This is a genomic window from Serratia sp. 201 (assembly GCF_037027545.1).
Classification (GTDB): Bacteria; Pseudomonadota; Gammaproteobacteria; order Enterobacterales; family Enterobacteriaceae; genus Serratia; species Serratia bockelmannii.
The window spans coordinates 1-20,057 of record NZ_JAXCHC010000008.1; the positions used below are offsets into that span (position 1 = coordinate 1).

Annotated in this window: 10 protein-coding genes and 1 rRNA gene; 6 read left to right on the forward strand and 5 right to left on the reverse strand. The window is 60.8% G+C overall.

All coding sequences use genetic code 11. The features are described from left to right. Nucleotide 1 precedes the first annotated feature (1 nt). Nucleotides 2–117, forward strand: a 5S ribosomal RNA gene (rrf, locus tag WA302_RS24765). Nucleotides 118–484: 367 nt separating this feature from the next. On the opposite strand, the gene actP is transcribed toward rrf, so the two are convergent. The 3 genes from actP to acs form a co-directional block, all read right to left on the reverse strand. After that, nucleotides 485–2,137 carry a cation/acetate symporter ActP gene (gene actP / locus WA302_RS24770; protein ID WP_025304954.1) on the reverse strand — a complete coding sequence of 551 codons (1,653 nt, stop codon included), beginning with the start codon at nucleotides 2,135–2,137 and terminating at the stop codon, nucleotides 485–487. Continuing rightward, complete coding sequence (locus tag WA302_RS24775) at nucleotides 2,134–2,445, reverse strand: DUF485 domain-containing protein (RefSeq protein WP_004930047.1); 312 nt, start codon at nucleotides 2,443–2,445, stop codon at nucleotides 2,134–2,136. Before WA302_RS24775 ends, actP begins: the two co-directional genes overlap by 4 nt. A gap of 92 nt (nucleotides 2,446–2,537) precedes the next feature. Continuing rightward, nucleotides 2,538–4,496 (reverse strand): acetate--CoA ligase, encoded by a 1,959-nt coding sequence (gene acs / locus WA302_RS24780; protein WP_025304955.1) that lies wholly within the window; start codon nucleotides 4,494–4,496, stop codon nucleotides 2,538–2,540. 901 nt (nucleotides 4,497–5,397) lie between these two features. On the opposite strand from acs, the gene gltP reads away from it, so the two are divergent. Further along, nucleotides 5,398–6,714 carry a glutamate/aspartate:proton symporter GltP gene (gene gltP, locus WA302_RS24785; protein ID WP_043142347.1) on the forward strand — a complete coding sequence of 439 codons (1,317 nt, stop codon included), beginning with the start codon at nucleotides 5,398–5,400 and terminating at the stop codon, nucleotides 6,712–6,714. Between the two features lie 273 nt (nucleotides 6,715–6,987). Next, nucleotides 6,988–8,331 (forward strand): condensation domain-containing protein, encoded by a 1,344-nt coding sequence (locus WA302_RS24790; protein ID WP_197819488.1) that lies wholly within the window; start codon nucleotides 6,988–6,990, stop codon nucleotides 8,329–8,331. A 42-nt stretch (nucleotides 8,332–8,373) separates the two neighbouring features. On the opposite strand, the gene WA302_RS24795 is transcribed toward WA302_RS24790, so the two are convergent. Together WA302_RS24795 and WA302_RS24800 are read right to left on the reverse strand one after the other, a co-directional pair. Continuing rightward, a complete protein-coding gene (locus WA302_RS24795; protein ID WP_261456591.1) occupies nucleotides 8,374–11,469 on the reverse strand; it encodes an amino acid adenylation domain-containing protein in 3,096 nt (1,031 codons plus the stop codon). Between the two features lie 33 nt (nucleotides 11,470–11,502). Continuing rightward, entirely contained in the window at nucleotides 11,503–13,113 is a 1,611-nt protein-coding gene (locus WA302_RS24800) for a condensation domain-containing protein (protein ID WP_049207227.1), read from the reverse strand. A 535-nt stretch (nucleotides 13,114–13,648) separates the two neighbouring features. Between WA302_RS24800 and WA302_RS24805 the strand changes: the two genes are divergently transcribed. The 3 genes from WA302_RS24805 to WA302_RS24815 all read left to right on the forward strand — a co-directional run bounded on the left by WA302_RS24805 (nucleotide 13,649) and on the right by WA302_RS24815 (nucleotide 20,010). Further along, nucleotides 13,649–15,742 (forward strand): TonB-dependent receptor, encoded by a 2,094-nt coding sequence (locus tag WA302_RS24805; RefSeq protein ID WP_025304960.1) that lies wholly within the window; start codon nucleotides 13,649–13,651, stop codon nucleotides 15,740–15,742. Nucleotides 15,743–15,820: 78 nt separating this feature from the next. After that, nucleotides 15,821–18,730, forward strand: a complete 2,910-nt coding sequence (locus WA302_RS24810; protein ID WP_336064772.1) for a condensation domain-containing protein — start codon at nucleotides 15,821–15,823, stop codon at nucleotides 18,728–18,730. 47 nt (nucleotides 18,731–18,777) lie between these two features. Then, entirely contained in the window at nucleotides 18,778–20,010 is a 1,233-nt protein-coding gene (locus WA302_RS24815; RefSeq protein ID WP_025304962.1) for a YncE family protein, read from the forward strand. Nucleotides 20,011–20,057 lie beyond the last annotated feature (47 nt).

The following is a 20,057-nucleotide window of genomic DNA, read 5'->3' on the forward strand; positions in this document are numbered from 1 at the left end:
GCCTGGCGGCAATAGCGCGGTGGTCCCACCTGACCCCATGCCGAACTCAGAAGTGAAACGCCGTAGCGCCGATGGTAGTGTGGGGTCTCCCCATGCGAGAGTAGGACACTGCCAGGCATCAAATAAAACAACAAGCCTCATGCGAAAGCATGGGGCTTTTTGTTTTGTCTGTTATCTGGCGTTCTGCACGAGCATGGGCATCCTGAGACGAATTGTGTAGGACAAATCCGCCGGGAGCGGATTTGAACGTTGCGAAGCAACGGCCCGAAGGGGGGCGGGCAGGACGCCCGCCATAAACTGCCAGGCATCAAACCAAGCAGAAAGCCCTGAACTGACGTTCAGGGCTTTCTGCTGTGCGTAAAACGTAAAAAAGCGCAGCTACGCTGCGCTGCTCTCCCCAGCTTATCTCCGACAGACAGCCAGAGAAAAGGCCCCGAAGGGCCTTTGATTAGGGTGTGTTTGCTTTTTTTCACTTATTATTCGATTAATGCGAGCTGCCCTGAGAGATACCCAGCCCGGTTTGCGAACGGACAAACTGCGCCCGGAAGCGTTCCCGCTCCTGCTGCCCGGCCAGCGAGCTGTCGGTGATCGAGAACAGCCAGGTGCCGACAAAGGCCACGATCATCGAGAACAGCGCTGGGTATTCATACGGGTAAATCGGTTTTTCATGGCCGAGGATCTGCACCCAGATCGTCGGGCCGAGGATCATCAGAATCACCGCCGTTAACAGACCCAGCCAGCCGCCAATCATCGCGCCGCGGGTCGTCAAACGCGACCAGTACATCGACAGGATGATGATAGGGAAGTTACAGCTGGCAGCGATAGAGAACGCCAGCCCGACCATAAAGGCGATATTCTGCTTCTCGAACAAAATCCCCAGGGCAATAGCAACCAGGCCCAATACCACGACGGTGATCTTTGAGACCTTCAGCTCGTCACGCTCGGTCGCCTTGCCGTTTTTCATCACGCTGGCGTACAGATCGTGGGAAACCGCCGAGGCACCGGCCAGCGTCAGGCCTGCAACGACCGCCAGAATGGTGGCGAAGGCCACCGCCGAGATAAAGCCGAGGAAGAAGTTGCCGCCAACGGCATTGGCCAGGTGCACCGCCGCCATATTGGTGCCGCCCAGCAGCGCGCCGGTGGCGTCTTTGAACGCCGGATTGGCGCTGACCAGCAAGATGGCGCCGAAGCCGATGATAAAGGTCAGAATATAGAAGTAACCGATAAAGCCGGTGGCGTAGAACACGCTCTTGCGCGCTTCCTTGGCGTCACTGACGGTGAAGAAACGCATCAGGATGTGCGGCAGACCGGCGGTGCCGAACATCAGCGCCAGGCCAAGCGAGAGCGCAGAAATCGGATCGGAGACCAGACCACCGGGGCTCATGATGGCGATGCCTTTCGGATGCACCTTCACCGCTTCGGCGAACAGGGTATTGAAGTCGAAGTTAACCGACTTCATCACCATCAGCGCCATAAAACTGGCGCCGGCCAGCAGCAGCACCGCCTTGATGATCTGCACCCAGGTGGTGGCCAGCATGCCGCCGAACAGCACGTACAGCACCATCAGGATGCCGACCAGGATCACCGCCACATGGTAGTTGAGCCCGAACAGCAGCTGGATCAGCTTGCCGGCGCCGACCATCTGCGCGATCAGATACAGCGCCACCACCACCAACGAGCCGCAGGCCGAGAGGGTGCGGATCGGTTTCTGCTGCAGACGGTAAGAGGCGACATCGGCAAAGGTATAACGGCCGAGGTTGCGCAAACGCTCCGCGATCAGGAACAGAATGATCGGCCAGCCGATGAGGAAGCCGATGGAGTAAATCAGTCCGTCATAGCCCGAGGTGTAGACCAGGGCGGAGATACCGAGGAACGAGGCGGCGGACATGAAGTCACCGGCGATCGCCAGCCCGTTTTGCAGGCCGGTGATGCGCCCGCCCGCGGTGTAGTAGTCCTGACGGGAACGGGTGCGTTTGGAGGCCCAATAGGTGATGTAGAGCGTGGCGCCGACAAACAGGATAAACATCACGATCGCCTGGATGTTCAGCGGCTGGCGATGCACCTCGCCGCCAATGGCGTCGGCGCAGGCCAGACCGGGCAGCAACAGCAGCGCGGCGGCGGACAATAAGCGCTTCATTGTTTCACCTCACGCAGAATCTCTGCGGTGAGGCGATCGAATTCGCCGTTGGCGCGAAACACGTAGATCCCGGTCAAGACGAAAGAGATCACGATCAGCCCGACGCCGACCGGGATCCCGCGGGTGATGGTCGATCCGGCGGCGATCGGCGTGCCGAGCCATTGCGGATCGAAGGCGATCAACAGAATAAAGCCGACGTACAGCGCCAGCGTAATCAGTGAAAGCAGCCAGGCGAACCGGCCGCGTTTTCTCACCAGCTCTTTAAAGCGCGGGTTTTCTTCAATCCCTTGATAAATGGTGTCATTCATCAGAGTGTCTCCAGTCGGTATTGAGAGAGTACGCCGCGCCAGGGCCGCTCAACGGTGCGTGATCCGGATTGAGCGGCCTGAAGCGGCATAAATTATGACGGCACTTTCATTGATTGTTTTTCTTCCAACAGCTTGTCGACGACGGCCGGATCCGCCAGCGTAGAGGTATCCCCCAGGTTGCTGGTGTCGCCGGCGGCAATTTTGCGCAGGATACGCCGCATGATCTTGCCGGAGCGCGTTTTGGGCAGCGAATCTGTCCAGTGCAGTACGTCCGGCGTGGCGATCGGCCCTATCTCTTTGCGCACCCAGTTGCGCACTTCGGTATAGAGCTCCGGCGTCGGTTCTTCGCCGTGGTTCAGCGTGATGTAGGCGTAGATCGCCTGGCCTTTGATGTTATGAGGAATGCCGACCACCGCCGCTTCGGCGATTTTCGGGTGCGATACCAGCGCGGACTCAATCTCGGCGGTGCCCAGACGGTGGCCGGAGACGTTCAGCACGTCATCGACGCGGCCGGTGATCCAGTAGTAACCGTCTTCGTCGCGGCGTGCGCCGTCGCCGCTGAAGTACATGCCTTTGAAAGTCGAGAAGTAGGTTTGCTCGAAGCGGTCATGATCGCCGAACAGGGTACGCGCCTGGCCCGGCCAGGAATCGACGATCACCAGGTTGCCTTCGCAGGCGCCTTCCTGCGGTGTGCCGACGTTATCGACCAATGCCGGCTGTACGCCGAAGAAAGGCCGCGTAGCAGAACCGGCTTTCAGCTCGGTGGCGCCAGGCAGCGGGGTAATCATGAAGCCGCCGGTTTCGGTTTGCCACCAGGTGTCGACGATCGGGCACTTTGCATTGCCTATCTTGTTGTAGTACCACTCCCAGGCTTCCGGGTTGATCGGCTCGCCGACCGAGCCCATGATACGCAGCGAATCGCGTCGTGTGCCCTCGATCGCCTTGTCGCCTTCGGCCATCAGGGCGCGAATGGCGGTCGGTGCGGTATACAGAATGTTGACCTGGTGCTTGTCGATCACTTGCGACAGGCGATTAACGCCCGGATAGTTAGGCACGCCTTCGAACATCAGCGTGGTGGCGCCGCAGGCCAGCGGGCCGTACAGCAGATAACTGTGGCCTGTGACCCAGCCCACGTCGGCGGTGCACCAATAGATGTCGCCGTCGTGGTAGTCGAACACATACTTAAAGGTCATCGCGGCGTAGACCAGGTAGCCGCCGGTGGTGTGCAGCACGCCTTTCGGCTTGCCGGTCGAACCGGAGGTATACAGGATAAACAGCGGATCTTCGGCGTTCACTTCTGCCGGCGGGCAGTCGGCGGAGACGCCCTGGGTCAGCTCATGCCACCACAGATCGCGCCCTTCCTGCCAGTAGCCCGGTTTCCCGGTGCGTTGGAACACCACGACGTTGGCCACGCTGACTACGCCGGGATTTTTCAGCGCATCGTCGACGTTCTTTTTCAGCGGCACGGCACGGCCGGCGCGCAGACCTTCATCGGCGGTGATCACCAGCCTGGCGTTGGAGTCGATAATGCGTCCGGCGACCGCTTCCGGCGAGAAGCCGCCGAAGATCACCGAATGTACGGCGCCGATACGCGCGCAGGCCAGCATCGCGACCGCCGCTTCCGGCACCATCGGCATATAGATAGCCACCACGTCACCTTTTTTCACGCCGAGCTTTTTCAGCACGTTGGCGAACTGGCAGACGTCATGGTGCAGCTGTTTGTAAGTCACCTTTTTGGATTGGGTCGGGTCGTCGCCTTCCCAGATAATGGCGGTCTGGTCGCCGCGCTCGGCCAAATGACGATCCAGACAGTTGGCCGCCAGGTTCAACGTGCCGTCTTCAAACCAACGGATGCTGACGTGGCCCGGATCGAACGAGGTGTTTTTGACTTTGGTATAGGGTTTGATCCAGTCCAGGATTTTGCCATGCTCACCCCAGAAAGCCTCTGGGTCTTGAACCGACTGTTGATAATACTGTTGGTATTGTGCCGGATTAATCAGGGCGCGTTCTGCAATTGCAGAAGGAATAGCGTGTTTATGCAGTTGGCTCATAGCTTTTCTCCTTGAAGTTGTTAATGATATGTCAACTGAAGGTTAAGTATAGTTTGCTACGATTCTTTGTTTCTTTTTTGCGCGGCAGATCACGCAACAAAGATATTGATTTGTAATCGTTCTGTCGCATTTGCAGGGCATATCTATCTATTTGGCGCTTAAATCCTCATAAACCCACGTTTTTAACCAAAAACACTTATCTAAAGAACAAAAAAGAATAAAAAAAGGCGAGGGTATTTGCCTCGCGCTTAATAAGGATGGGAGAGACCAGCATTATTTCGCGCTATAAATCTTTTTTGATTATTTTTCGCTATTAATATTCGAAGTTGGTATTAACGCGATATAACGATGGACGGCACATCGTGAAATAACGTTCTATTAATGCTTCATACCTGATGAAAACTCGGGAAATACCCTGTGGCATTCATCCTGCGGTATCGTTCGATTTTTAATCTAAATATAAAATGGCGCTGCATTTATGGGTGAAAATGTCACTCGGCCAATTCCCATTTATTTGACTTTTGAGTAACAAAATATAAACATTCGGTGCGGACTAAATATGCAGAATGGACGAAAAATAACGCATTTTAATCGCGTTCAAAAAAACGTCACCGGCGCGGTTATGTGCTTCATTATCTGAAAAATTATGTTTTTAATAACAAGCAATTATGCCATTTGAAATAGTTACGCGAAATTTTTGTGATTCGATTCAGCGCTCAACCCTGACAAATCAAGGCTTGCAGAGCATGCCGCCCGGATGATACAGATTTATACTGCGTCGCACCCAGGGCAGGTGAACGCTTCCACTGAATTAACATAAGCCTGTAATAAATGATTAAGTATTCTTTTCGCCGTGTTGCGACTTTGTACGGCGCAAAGAGTCTTTGAGGACTTTTTGGGTATGAAAAGTGTAAAAATTAGCCTGGCTTGGCAAATCCTGATCGCGTTGGTACTGGGTATTATTGTTGGCGCGGTATTGCACAACCAGACAGAATCTCGTGAGTGGCTGGTCAGCAATATTCTCAGCCCGGCGGGTGATATCTTTATTCGTCTGATCAAGATGATTGTGGTGCCGATTGTTATTTCCACGCTGATCGTCGGTATTGCCGGCGTAGGCGATGCGAAAAAGCTGGGCCGCATCGGATTGAAAACCATTATTTACTTCGAAGTGATCACCACCATCGCCATCGTGGTGGGGTTGACGCTGGCCAACGTATTCCAACCCGGCCACGGCATCGACATGTCGACGTTGACCACGGTGGACATTTCGCAGTATGAGAAAACTACCGAACAGGTGCAAAGCGGTTCGCACAGTCTGGTGGCGACCATTCTGTCGCTGATCCCATCGAACGTCTTCTCGTCGATGGCCAAGGGCGACATGCTGCCGATTATCTTCTTCTCGGTGCTGTTCGGTCTGGGGCTGTCGTCGTTGCCGAAAGAGACCAAAGAGCCGTTGCTGAAGGTGTTCAAGGCGGTGTCCGAGAGCATGTTCAAAGTCACCCACATGATCATGCGCTATGCGCCGATCGGGGTATTCGGTCTGATTTCGGTCACGGTAGCCAACTTCGGTTTCGCTTCGCTGCTGCCGCTGGCCAAGCTGGTGCTGCTGGTATACTTCGCCATCGCGTTCTTCGCCCTGGTGGTGCTGGGGGCGGTCGCCCGGCTGTGCAATCTGCGCATCTGGACGCTGATCCGCATCCTGAAAGACGAACTGATCCTGGCTTATTCCACCGCCAGCTCGGAAACGGTGCTGCCGCGCATCATCGAAAAGATGGAGGCTTACGGCGCGCCCAAGTCGATCACTAGCTTCGTGGTGCCGACTGGCTACTCCTTTAACCTGGATGGCTCGACGCTGTACCAGAGCATCGCCGCTATCTTTATCGCCCAGCTGTACGGCATCGAACTGTCGTTGGGGCAGGAGATCGTGCTGGTGCTGACGCTGATGGTAACCTCGAAAGGGATCGCCGGCGTGCCCGGGGTCTCGTTCGTGGTGCTGCTGGCGACGTTGGGCAGCGTCGGCATCCCGCTGGAAGGCCTGGCGTTCATCGCCGGCGTGGACCGTATCCTGGATATGGCGCGTACCGCGCTGAACGTGGTGGGCAACGCGCTGGCGGTACTGGTGATCGCCAAGTGGGAGCACCAGTTCGATCGCAAGAAGGCGCTGGCTTACGAAACGGAGTTTCTGGCGCAGAAGGTGAAGCCGGCCAACCAGGCCTAATCACGAGTATCGCCGACGTTAAAAACGCCCCAGGCAGTTGTGCCGGGGCGTTTTGTTTTTATGGCCCTTCAACCTGCCACTTTCTTTTCTCTGCCCAACTGCGCGACTTGCATCCCCGCTTAACAAAATCTAAAGTGTTACCAAATTAATAGAAATGATAATAGATGTTATTATCATTTTCATTTGATGATGTATGGAGACACGCAAAAGCCGTTGAACGGCGGGGGTACGCCCGTTCGGCGTCTTTATTCGGGCTTATCAAAGGTAGGTAACATGTCGGACACCGCTTTGGCCTCTGAATGGTTGCCGCTGGCGCCAGCGCAGCTTGATTTCTGGGAAGAACACACCTTGCACCCTGGGCAGACTCTGTCCACCGTCGCACATTGCACCGAACTGTGCGGCGCGGTAGAGGAAGAGACGCTCTGCCGGGCGATCGCCACCACTCTCGCCGAGACGCAGGCGTTTGCCTTGCGCTTTGGTGAGCGGCATGGCGACTCTCCCCCGCTGTTACGTTACGATCCACAGCGCACACCGCCATTGCAACGCATCGATCTGCAAACGCACGACGATCCCTGGCAGGCGGCGCAAAACCTGATGCGCGAAGATATCGCGCAGCGCCGGGCGCTGCACAGCGAACCGTTAGCCGCAGCCTGGCTGCTCAAGCTGGGGCCGGAGCGCTACCTCTGGTACGTGCGTGCGCACCATATTCTGGTTGATGGCTTCGGCATGGCCCTGATCGAACACCGCTGCGCCGCGTTATATGCGCACTATCTGGGTGAGGGCAGCGCAGGTATGCCTCTGGGCGCCTTCGACCTCTTTCAACAGGCCGAGCTGGCCTACGCTGATTCTGAGCGATGCGAGCGCGATCGGCGCTTTTGGCAGACCTATCTGCCGCCGTCGCAGGGGCTGCCGACGGTGCGCAAGGGCGGTGAGGCCTATGGCGTACGGCGTCTGAGCACCCACCACCGGCTGCCGGCGGCGGTGTCGCACTCTCTGGCGCAGTTGGCGGAGCGTAGCGGCATCAATTGGCCCGACTTGCTGGTGGCGCTGTCGGCGGCCTGGCTGTTTCAGGTGATGCCGCGCTGTGCCCGGCAAGGCGATACGCTGCCGATGTGGATGCCGGCGATGAATCGCCGTGGGCAGGCAGCCACTAACGTGCCTTCGCTGGCGGTCAACACGCTGCCGCTGCTGGTGTCACCGCCGCAAGCGGAGACGCTGGGGAGCTTTCTCACCACGCTGACGCAGCAGCTGCGGGAGCTGCGCAGCCACGCCGGCTACCGTCTGCGCCAATTGGCCGCCGATCGCGGTGTGGATCCGGGCTCGCGCTTCTTTATTTCCCCCTTCATCAACGTGCAACCCTTCGATGCGCCTCGTTTTACTGGCTGTCGCGGTACCCGCAGCGTATTGGCCGGCGGCTCGGGCGACGGTTTTAACCTGACGTATCGCGGCCGCACCGACGCCCGCGATCTGCAGGTGGATATCGATATTTATCTGGAACAGTTCCCGACGGAGGATGCGTTGGACTATGGCGAGGCGCTGCAAGAATTTCTGTTGCGTGCGCTGCAGCAGGAAGCCTGGGAGCAACCGCTGGCGGCCCTGACGGCGTTACCCGCCTGAGAAAATGCGGGCGGGGGATGTCCCCGCCCGAGTGGTATGGTTTCAGCTGGCCAGCAACGCCGCCACTTCGCGTGCGTTCTTGCATGGCAAGAGCGCACTGCTTACCAGACGGGTGCCGAAAGCGTCATTGAGGCGTGCCGTCACCTGTTTGATATGCGGCAGCTTCAGTCCCATGGCGATAAACGCCGTCTCTTCCCCCCAGTCCGGGCGCGGCGTTACGCCAATCGCCTGCCAGTAAATGGTCAGGATCTCGGCGCTGCGCGCCACCGGTGCGTTCGGCGGCGGGGCCGCGCAGGCGTTCAACGCCGGCGCGGTTTGCTGGTGGCTCAGGTCGGCGCGGATGCGATGGCGATCGGTTTTACCGTTGGCGGACAGCGGCAGCGCCTCGGCATGGATAAAGCGCGTGGGGATATGGGTACAGGGCAGATAGCCGGTGGCGAAGGCGCGGATCTCGGACAGCGGCAGCGGCTTGCCGTCGCGGGTCAGATACAGGGCGCCGAGCGCTGCCTCGTTGTTCTCTCCGCTGGGATAATCCACCACTACCATATCCAGGATCGCCGGATGGCGGCGCAGCACGTCTTCGATTTCCGGCAGCGAGACGCGCACGCCGCGGATCTTCACATAGCCGTTCACCCGGGTGGCGAACATGATGTTGCCGTCCGCACGGTAATAGCCCTGATCGCCGGTGCGGAAAGCGCGCAGCGGTTGCCCGTCCGGTCCTTCGAGGGTAACGAAATCGTGCTGCTTCAGTTCCCCCTGCTCCAGATAGCCTAACGCCAGGTTCACCCCGGCGGTGTGAATGCGGCCGACCACGCCGGCCGGGCAGTGGCTGCCGTCGTCATGGCAGATGAAGTAGCGGTTAGCCGGCAGCGGGCGGCCGTAAGGCACGGTGCCGCTCTCCTGTGGGGCGATCGGGTGCCAGATGCTCCAGATGGTGGTTTCGGTCGGCCCGCCGAGTGAGAACAGCGCGAGATCCTGGCGCAGGGTACGCAGGGTTTGTACCGTCGCCGGCTTGATATAGTCGCCGCCTTGCGCCACCAGGCGCAGCGAGCGCAGGCTGTCGGCCGTTTTGCAGGTGAGCAGCATCTCTAGAATGGCGGGTACCGAACACCACAGGGTGACCCGATGTTTTTTCACCAGTTGGTTCCAGCTGATGGCATCCTTTTCCTGATGTGGCGCCGGCAGCACCAGCGTGGCGCCGGCGCACAGCGAACCGAACAGATCGAACATCGACATGTCATGGTGCGGCGGCGTAACGGAAATGAAGACATCGTCGGCGGTGACTCTCCAGCGCTGTTGGGTTTGGTGCACGACGTTGGCGGTGGCGCGGTTGTTAAGCACCACGCATTTAGGCTTACCGGTGGTGCCGGAGGTATACAGGTAGTAGCTCGCGGCCTGGCTGGCGCTGCGTTCAACCAGCGTCCGTTCATCCGGCAGCGCGGGTGCGCGATCCGCCTGCGCCAGCAGGGTCGCCGGCGTCACGCCGATCGGCGTTTCGAGATCGCCGCCGTGCACTACCAGCGTCGGCCGGCAATTCTCCAGCAGGTAGGCGGTGCGTTCCGGCGGCGAGTTGATATCGATAGGCACCCAGATCACGCCCTGCAGGGCGCAGGCGAGGCTGAAGATGATCTGTTCCGGGCTGCGCGGCAGATACAGTGCCACCACGTTGCCCGGCTGCACGCCGCGGCTCTGCAGGTTGGCGATCGCCGTGGCGATCCGCTGGCCCAGCTCGCGGTAGGTTAGCGTCTGCTCGCCGCAGATCAGCGCATTGCCGCCGTCTTGCGCGCCGAACAGCCGCTCGGCCAGCTGCGCCAGATAAGGATAAGGCGCGTAATTCGCTTCGCTGTCGTTGTGGCGGTAATGCGCCAGATCGATGAAGTCGCGCGGCGCGATCGCCAGGTCGGCCCGTTGGCAACTGTGCAGGATGCGTCGCTGCAACGCCGCCAGCATCGCTTCTACCTGTTCGCCATGCAGCGCCTGCTCGGCGTAGTCCACGCACAGCTGCAGATTTTTTTCGCTGTCCAACGTCAGGCGGATATCGATGGCGACCTGCGGCGTTTGGGTCAGGCCGTCGTGAAAACGCACCGGCGCCTCGGCTGGCAGCGTTTCCCAACCCAGGCAATTGGTCAGGATCACCGGCAGCGCCGGGCCGCCCTGGCTTTGGCCGAGCAACTGCCGCGCCAGATCGACGCCGGAAAACGCCAGGTGATCGAGCGCGCCGAGCACGTCGTCCTGCAAGGCTTGCGCGCGCTGGATAAAGTCTTCGCCGTAGCGCGAATAGCGCACCGCCACGAAGCTGGAGGCGTTGCCCAGGGCGCCGTCGGCGGCTGGGAACGCCACCGGCACCCCGACGCACAGCTCGCCGTCGGTGGTCCAGTGGGCCAGCGTATCGAGGATCAGCGCCGACAGCAGGCTGTTGCGCAGCAGCGCATGCGGCGATCCCAGACGGCCAAGCTGTTTAACCGTGTCGTGCGGCAACGTCAGGCTGGCGCGGCGATAGCGTGATGAGGTGAGATTGGCGAGCGGGGCGCGCCACGGCAACGCCGACGGGGTGGTGACATCCTGCAGCTTTTCGCGCCAGTAGGCGGCATCGGCCTGGCGTTGCGCCGCCGATGCGGCGGGGGGCGGCAAGGCGGCGGCGGTCGGCGCCAGAGGGCGATCGTCGAACAGGCGCGCGATCACGGTGGAGATCCCCTGGCCGTCTAAGATCAAGGCATCGAAGCTGGTAAAGATCAGCGTATCGTACGGCGATCCCGTCGGATCCTGCTGTTCGGCAAGTTGGATCACGGCGATGCGCCACAGCGGTTGGCTCGGATCGTGGCGCTGGTGGGAGTAACGCGCGCGCAGTTGTTCGACCTGGCGCTGCGCCGCTTCACCATCAAGGGCACGCAGATCGTGTCTATCCAGATGCAGCGTCACCTCCGGGCGTACGTGCTGCGTGCCGCGCGGCACATCGATGCAGGTGCGCAGTGCCGGGTAGTGTTGAACCAGCTCGGTCAGGCGCGCTTCAAGGCGCGGTACGTCCAGCTGCCGGGCACGGTATTCGCGAAAGTCGTGCATCGCCACGCCGCCCAGCGGCCATCGATCGCTGCGGCCCAGAAGATAGGCCTGCTGCAGTGCGGTTAATGGTGTCTCCATGGTACTTCCCTATAGTCGCTAACCGATTAAATCTCAGTGCTGCGGCGCCAGCGCGGCGAGCAGCGTTTTCGCATTCCGTCCTGCCTCGGGCGAGCGTTGGCAGATCAATGCCGCCAGCGCCGCCGGAGAGGGATGCGCCGCCAGATCCTGCGCCGTCAGCGCCGCCGCCAGATATTTGTTGAGCACCGTCAGCAGCGCGTTCACCCCAGCATCCGGCAGGGCCAAGCGGTGGATATCGTCGTGGTCGTGCAAGCTGGCCTCGGGAGCCACCCGCGCCAGCAGCCGGTGCAGCACCTGGCGCACCGGTGCCTGCTGCGCCAGCGCGTCGGGTGTGCATTGCGCCAACAGCTGTGACAGCGGGCGATCGAACGCCTCCGTTTGCCGTGCGGCCAGGTGCAGCAGCGCACGATAACAGGCCAGCAGGCGCGGCAGCGCGTGCTCGGGGAATGCGTCCAGCCGCACGTCCCAGTTAATCAGAATGCCGTCGTCGACGTGGGCGACCTGCGCATCCAGCGCAACCTGCGGTCCTTGAGAGATGACCCAGCCGAGACGGCCGAAGGTGTCGGTGACCCGTTCGGAAAACAGCGTCTTGCCGCGGATGCCGAAACCGGCGGTAAACACCACCGGAGAAGGCTGCAGGCTGCCGTGCAGGCGCGACAGATCGCGCATCACGCTCACGCCGGGGTAATCCGCATGTTCGATAAGCTCTGCCAGCTGTGCCATCAGGCGCCGGCAGAAAGCGCTCAGGTTTTCCGTCGGGTTCAGCTCCACGCCGAGCAGCACCAGGTTAGAGAAATCGCCGATAAGACGATGCGCGTCCTCCCGTTCGCTTTCGCGGTGGAACAGCGGCACGTTGAGCCGGAAGCGCGTCATATTCCAACCCTGGCCGACGGCCAGTGCGAACAGCGCTAAAAACAGCGTAGAGAGGGAGGTGTGGTGCCGCTTGGCGACATTCTCCAGCGCGCGGCTTTCTTCTGCATTCAGCTGTACGGCCAGGCGATCGCTGCGGCAGCGGTCCGGCGTGCGCAGCAGGCGCGGCGCCGGGGGCACCTGCGCCAGGCGTTCACGCCACCAACGCTGGCCGCGTTCGCGCCGCTGGCGTAGCGCCTCGTCGGCGTCGCGTCGTTCGAGGTGATCAAAGTAGGCCGCTGGTGCGTCATCGGAGGGGGGCGGCGGACACCGGTGATAAAACGCCGTCAGATCCTCCATCAACAGGCGAAAGCTCATGGCATCGCCGGCGATCATGTCGAGATCGACATGCAGGCGGCTGCGCCCTTCCGGCAACAGGCTCAGGCTGATATCGCAGGGCACGCCCTGTTCCAGCGGCAGCAGCTGGGTGCTTTTTGCCTGGCGTTTGGCGGCGAGCGCGGCTGCCAGCGTTGCTTCATCGGCGTGCTGCCAATCGTCGAGATGCAAGGCGTGCCGAGGGCCGGGAGGCGCGATCGTCTGCCGGCCATCGTCGGTAATGCGCAGGCGTAACAGCGGATGGTGCAGGTACAGCGCCTCGACGGCCTGGCGCAGCCGAGCGGTATCCAGCTCGCCGCCGTCGAATTCCGCATACAGGTGGGCGGCCATGCCGCCGAGGGGAGGAGCGGACTGTCGGCCTACCCAATAGGCGGCCTGCATCGTGGTCAAAGCTTTCATCGGGTATCCATTTTGATTCAGCCAACGAGACTGCAAGAATATATCCAAATGTTAATAGGAATGAAAATTATTATTATTTGATCCATTTGGCGATCGGGTGCTATCTATAAGGCGTTTTAGCGACGCCGGGCAGTGAGGGCATTGGGTGTGAATAATTTATCTATATTATTCTTAGCATTGAAATGATTGCTTGTTATTGCAGCGCTCGTTTTTCCTGCGAAAGTATAAGGGTTTCTGGCAGTTATCTTGTCAGGCCTCACACCTTTGTTGATAATGATTTGCATTAGAAAATGCAAAATATTATCATTCTTAACATTATTTTACGTTTTTATACAAGCTGCCGGCCGCTCCGCCGGCGGCTTAGCCGTGGACGGGGCCGCGCCCGTCCGGCCGCGAAAGGCATGGGTTTGCCGCAGGGATAAGCAACAGCAAGGCCGGGAAGGCCGCAGCGTCATGGTCTGTGTGAGTGTCGATGTAGGTTGTGTAAAAAAAAATCAAATTTTGTGCACCTCTGGGATGAAAGGAGAAGACATCTATGGGCAAGCATTTTGCGGCTCAACGGCATGAAAGCGTAGGAAACGGGGAAAAGGCGGGGTTGAAAGCCATTGGGGCGTTTTCCTCCGTATTTTTAGGGGTTTGTTCACTGGCGATCGGTAACGTCAACGCGGCGGAAACCAAGAGCAACGAAACCTACCAGGACGCGGAAACGCTGCTGGTCACCGGTGAGAAGATCAAACGTTCCATTTTCGACACCGGCTCCAGCGTGCAGGTGTTCGACAGCAACCGCATCGCCTCGATGCCTGACGCAGTGCAGATCCCCGATCTGCTGCGCATGACCCCCAACGTGGTGGATCTAGGCATCGGCAACGAACTGCCGACCGTGCGCGGCATCGACGGTTCCGGCCCGAACGTTGGCGCCAATGCCTTCCTCAGCGGCACCCGTCCGCGCCTCAATCTGTCGTTGGATGGCCGTTCGCTGACCTATAACGAACAGGCTTTCGGCCCACAGTCGCTGTGGGATCTGGATCGCGTCGAAGTGTTCCTCGGCCCGCAAAGCTACATTCAGGGGCGCAACGCCATCGCCGGCGCCATCGTCATGGCCAGTAAAGATCCGACCTTCGAATGGGAAAGCGCCTTCAAGGGCGGGGCCGGCAACCAGCACTCTTCACAGCTGGCCGCCATGGCGTCCGGCCCGCTGGTGGAAGATCAGCTGGCGTTCCGCGTCAGCGTCGATCGCCAGCGCCGCCGCAGCGAAGCCGATCTGCCGGCCTATGCGCCGGTGGGCGATCCACGCGAAGTGGAAGCCACCACCGCCCGTGCCAAGCTGTTGTTCAATCCGGCCGGCCTGCGCGATCTGACCACCAAGCTGACCTTTAACCACTTCGGCAGCACCGCGCCACAGAACGAAAGCCTCAACCCGCAGCCGCATCCGACCAACCCGCGCCACGATCCGCGCCGCGCCGTGTTCAAAAGCAACATGAACAGCACCATCTGGGATCTGGCCTGGGAGGCCTCTGATGCGCTGACGTTTGAAAACCGCGTTATCTATACCGATTTCAACATCAACCGTCCGACCGCTTACAACATCCAATACGCCGAGATCGACGGCCAGGAAGTTCACGTGGAGCCGGTGGTGCGCTTCGGCGGTGCGGACAGCCGCCTGCACGGGCTAGCGGGGCTGCGTTACTTCCACGGCACGCAGGATGAGTTCGTCAACATCTTCGGCGGATCGACCTTCAAAGATAAAACCGATACCCATTCGGCGTTCGCCGAGCTGACCTATGCGCTGACGCCGCAGGTGGACGTGACTGCCGCCAGCCGCCTGGAACGCGAACACCGTCGCCGCGACGGCGGCAGCCAGGCGGTGCGCATCGATTTCGACGAAACCTACACCGTGTTCCTGCCGAAGCTGGACGTGGCCTGGAAACCGACGGATACCCAAACCTACGGTGCCAAGATCGCCCGCGGCTATAACGCCGGCGGCGGCGGCATCACGATCGGCACGCCGGTGGTCAGCTACACCTACGGTTCCGAGTATGTCTGGAACTACGAGTTGTACACCCGCCATCACCTGAAAGACGCCAACGTGGTGCTGACAGGTAACATCTTCTACAACGATTACAAAGACATGCAGCTGCCGTACTCGCTGGGTGAGAACTCCAGCGTGATCCGCAACGCCGACAAGGTGGAAACCTACGGTGCGGAAATCGGCGCCACCTGGCAGCCGCGCTGGGATTTCGAGCTGTTCGGCAACCTCGGCCTGCTGAAAACCGACATCAAGAAGTTCTCGGGCAGCGGCGTGGAAGGGCATGAGCTGGCGCGCGCACCGGCTTACACCGCCAACATGGGGGCCAAATATCAGTTCCTGAAAGGATGGGAGCTGAGCAGCAACGTGGCGTTTACCGACTCCTACTATTCGCAATACGACAACGACTCGCGCGGGCGCATCGGCTCCTATTGGACGGCTAACGCCCAGCTGGCTTACACCTTCGACTACGGTCGCGCCACGCTGTATGCGAAAAACCTGTTTGATTCCGACCGTCGTGAGATGGTCAGAAGCAATGACATTTACACGGCGACTCTCCAGCGAGGCCGCCTGGTCGGCGCAGCGGTTGAGCTGAATTTCTAACGCTATCGCGATGATGGGGGACGAATGTCCCCCGTTTTATGCGCTATCCCGGCACGGCCGGGCAAAGGAGATAACGCAGTGATCGGTGATTTTGACAGCATTCTGAGCGATGAAGAGGCCCAGCGGCTGGAGAGCGCGTTTCAGGCGCTGGGCGCGGCGTCGGCGAACGGCGATCGGCCGGTGAGCGAAGCCGAAGAGCGGGCATGGTTTGCCCATCTGCAGCAGGGTGACGCACGCGGGCAGCGGGCGATGGCCTGGCGCCTGACGGGAGAGGTGGATATCGCCCAACTGACGGCGGCGCTGCAAGCGCTGGTGCGGGAAACGCCGGGCGTGAACGTGCGTTACGTTTTTGATGACGAAAACGGTTTGGTTAAACGCGCTGCCGATTCGGCGCCGTTGCCGGTGAGCCTGCGTCAGGTGGCGGATGAACAACACGCCATTTGTCGTCTGCTGCAAGTGCAGGCGGCGCCATTTGAACTGGAAAGCGAAGCGCCGCTGCGCTGCCTGCTGTTGCTCACGCCTGCCGATGACGTGATTTTGGGCGTGGTATTGCATGACATCCTGGCGGAAGCGCTGCCGTGGCGCCATCTGCCGGCGATGCTGTCCGCCCGCTATAACGGAGATGCGATGCCTCTGCCTTTCGCGGCGGCGCCGGTCGAGCTGCCGGAAATCCCTGCGCCACAGCTGCCCTGGGCGCGCCAGGCGGTCTCGCTGCAGGATTACCGCAGCCCGGCGCAGCGTACTGAAGCCTTGCCGCCGGTGGGCGCGCGCGTGGTCACACGCATTGATCGCTCGCTGTTGCCCGCCAACGACACGCCGCGGGCCTTGCTGGCGGCGGTGGCGGCACGGTTTGCCGAGTTCGTCGCCGCGCAGGCCGGCGGCCAAGCGGTGCAGCTGTGCGTGCCGGTCGCAGAAACGGCAGAGTGCGTCGGTCTGGAGCTGGGCCTGACGGCGGCGCCGCTGATGCGCCTGACCGTGCAGCATGGCGAGGGCGACGTCGGGCAGCGGCTGCTGGCGCAGGCCGTGGCTGAACAGCCGGATCCGCAGCGGGCGCAGTTGCTGGTGGCCTGGCGTGACGATCTGGCCGCAGAGTGGCGGCTGGAAGGCGTTCACGCCGAACGCCTGTTGCTGCCGCCGCTGCATACGCCGTTTGAACTGGCGCTGCTATTGGGCTTGCCCGAAGCGGAAGCGTTAACGCTGGAGCTGGTCACCGACCCGCGCCTGTCTCCGCACGCGGCGCCTTTCCTGCTGGAGCAGTTCAGCGCGTTCCTGGCCGGGCAGCGAATTGCCGTCGCATTGCCGGTGGCTGAGGCCGTTTCCCCGGCGATGGCCGCGCCGGCGGCGAACGGCGACGCCAACGAAAGCGTTGCGCCGCTGATTTTGCAGGAGTTCCGTGAGGCGCTGGTGGCGCCGGAAATGACCCTGGATGAAGACTTCTTCGATCGCGGCGGCCATTCGCTGGTCGCTACCCGGGTGATCGGCCGTTTGCTGAGCCTGCATCAGATCGAAATCAACATTAACGATCTGTTCAGCCATCCGACGGCGCGTGGGTTGGCGGGCTACGCCAAACGCCTGAACGTTGCGCAGCCGAATGCCGCGCTAGCCATCGCCGACGATCATGAGGGGGCGCAGGCGCCACTGTCGCTGGCGCAGGAATCGCTGTGGAAGGTGTATGAAGCCTTCGGCCATGACGAGATTTTCAACCTGCCGTTCTCTCTGCGCTTCTTCGATGCGGTGGACGAAACGGCGCTGCACCAGGCGTTTATCGACGTCATGACTCGCCATACCGTGCTGCGTTCACGCTTTGTCGAGCAGCAGGGGGAGGTGGTGCAGGTGGTGGTGCCGGCCGCAGAACTGCCGGATTATCAGTGGTTCCGCTTCTCTCACGAGACGCCAGCGGGTAATGCCGCCGCCCTGTTGGCCGACGCCGGCCAGCACCGGTTCGATCTGGCCGCCGAGCTGCCGCTGCGCGCCACGCTGCTGCGCGATGCGGACAACGGCCAACAGCTGCTGTCGTTGCTGTTCCACCATGTGGTGCTGGATGAATGGTCGCTCAACCTGATGATGGACGAATTGGGCATCGCCTATCGCCATCGCGTCGTCGGCCAGGCGCCGCAGTGGAGCGGGCAGCCGCCGCAGTTCCACACTTTCGCCCGGCAGCAGCGGGCCTCCGGGGTGCAGCAGCAACATCTGGACTACTGGCTTGATGCGCTGCGCGGCGCGCCGGTCGGCCAGCCGATCTTCCGGCAAGAAGCATCCACCCATCCGGCGGTGCCGGCACCGGCGGACGTCAACGGCGGCTGGCTGGAGTTCGAGGTCGATCCTGCCGTGGCGGAAGGCCTGTATCAGCTTGCCCGCCGCAACAACGCGTCGCTGTTCAACGTGGTGTATGCCGGGATTACCTCGGCGCTGCGTCTGCTGGGCGGCCCGGCGGATCTGCTGGTGGGCACCTCGACTTCCGGCCGTAACGACGCCGAGTTCTTCGATACCGTCGGCTATTTCACCACCGTGGTGGTGCACCGCGTGCGCTTCGACGAGGGGCTGACGGTGGCCGGGTTGGTCAGCCAGGTGAAAAACACCATCAATGGCTCGCTGCCGTACACCGACATTCCGATCGATCTGGTGGAAGAAGGGCTGTTCGGCGTGGACGCCGACCGCAAGAACCACATGTTCGAAGTGTTCATCCAGATCCACAGCCGCATCAAGCTGAACGGCGAGTTCCGGCTGCAGGACGGCAGCACGATCGCCTACCGTCAGGTGGAGCCGGAGAAAGCCGAATCGTTGCTCGGCCTGCAGTTTGAGGTGATGGAAGACGATCTGGCCGGGAAGAAATCCCTGCGGGTGATGATGACCTACCGTCAGGATCACTACAGCCAGGAGCAGGCCAATCTGATCGCCGATGGCGTTCAGCACGTCTTTACCCAGTTTGCGCAGCACATCGCTGGCGATATCGCTCTGGCGGCGCTGCCGCCCGGGCCGCAGGCATGACGTTGTTTCACTCTAACCGAAAGCATGATTTTCAAGGAGATAAAAGGATGTCTGGAACCCTAGCAACCCCGCGCGCGCTACTGTCGCTGCTGGTGGCGGCCTCTCTGGTGGTCGCCGGCGCCGCGCAGGCGGACGATGTCGGCATCAAACCGCAGGACATCAAGCGCGAGGCGCTATCGTCGACGGTGGTGGAGATGGCCTACAGCACCTCGCAACAGGCGCTGTTCGTCAGCGCGCCGGACTGGAAGGAAGAGGCGCGCTCCCGCGTGCTGCGGCTGGATCCCAACACCCTGGCGATCAAGGCAGAGATCCCACTGCAGGTGAAAGGCTTCGGCGTGGCGCTGAACGACGCGGGCAATCGCCTGTACCTGACGCAGGCCTTCAACGGCGAAGTCGGGGTGGTGGACACCACTACCAACCACGCGCTGGGCAGCATCAAGCTGCTGGACAAAGCGGTGCTGGAGCAGGCTTACAAGCAGGCGGGCATCAGCGGCAAGCGTCTGGATTTCCTGTTGGCGGAGCTGAAGAAATTCAAAATCACCGAGGACTACCTGTACCGCCTCCGAGAGCTCAAGTATGACGCGCAAAGCGGCCGTCTGTTCCTGCCGGGTCTGGGTTTCGGCGTCGACAGCGTGCTGTACGTGGTCGATACCAAAGCCGGCAAGCTGGAGAAAGTGATCCCGGGCTTCGGCTACAACGCGGTGGGCATCACGCTGGATGAGAAGGGCCGTCGGGTATTCGTTTCCAACATGCAGGGGCAGGTGATCACCCTTAACGCCGACACGCTGGCGATCACCGCCACCCACGAAGTACAGGCCGATCAGCTGCTGAACCTGGTGTATGACCCGGCGAGCAATCGCCTGTTGGGCGTCGATCAGGGTATCGATCGCGACGACTACCGCAACCATCATCTGGGGCACGACTACGTGAAGCGCAGCAGTGGCCACCGGGTGTTTGCGCTGGATGCGGACAGCGGCAAAGTGCTGGCCAGCGAGCTGACGGATGAGGTGCCGATCGGCCTGCTACTCGACGAGCGCAGCCAGCGGCTGTATGTCGCCAACCGCAAAGGGGTACGCGTGGATCACGGCGCCGGGACGCTGACGGTGTTCGACGCCAAAACGCTCAAGCGCCTGCAAACCGTAGACCTGCCGCCGCACCCTAACAGCCTGGCGTTGGATCCGAAAGGCGACGCGCTGTTCGTGACGGTGAAAAACGACGGTGCCTCCACCAAGGCCGGCAAGCCGGAAAGCGTGGTGCGCATTCAACTGCACACCAGGTAACTGAATATAAATATAAAAAAAGGGCGCCGAGGCGCCCTTTCTAGTGG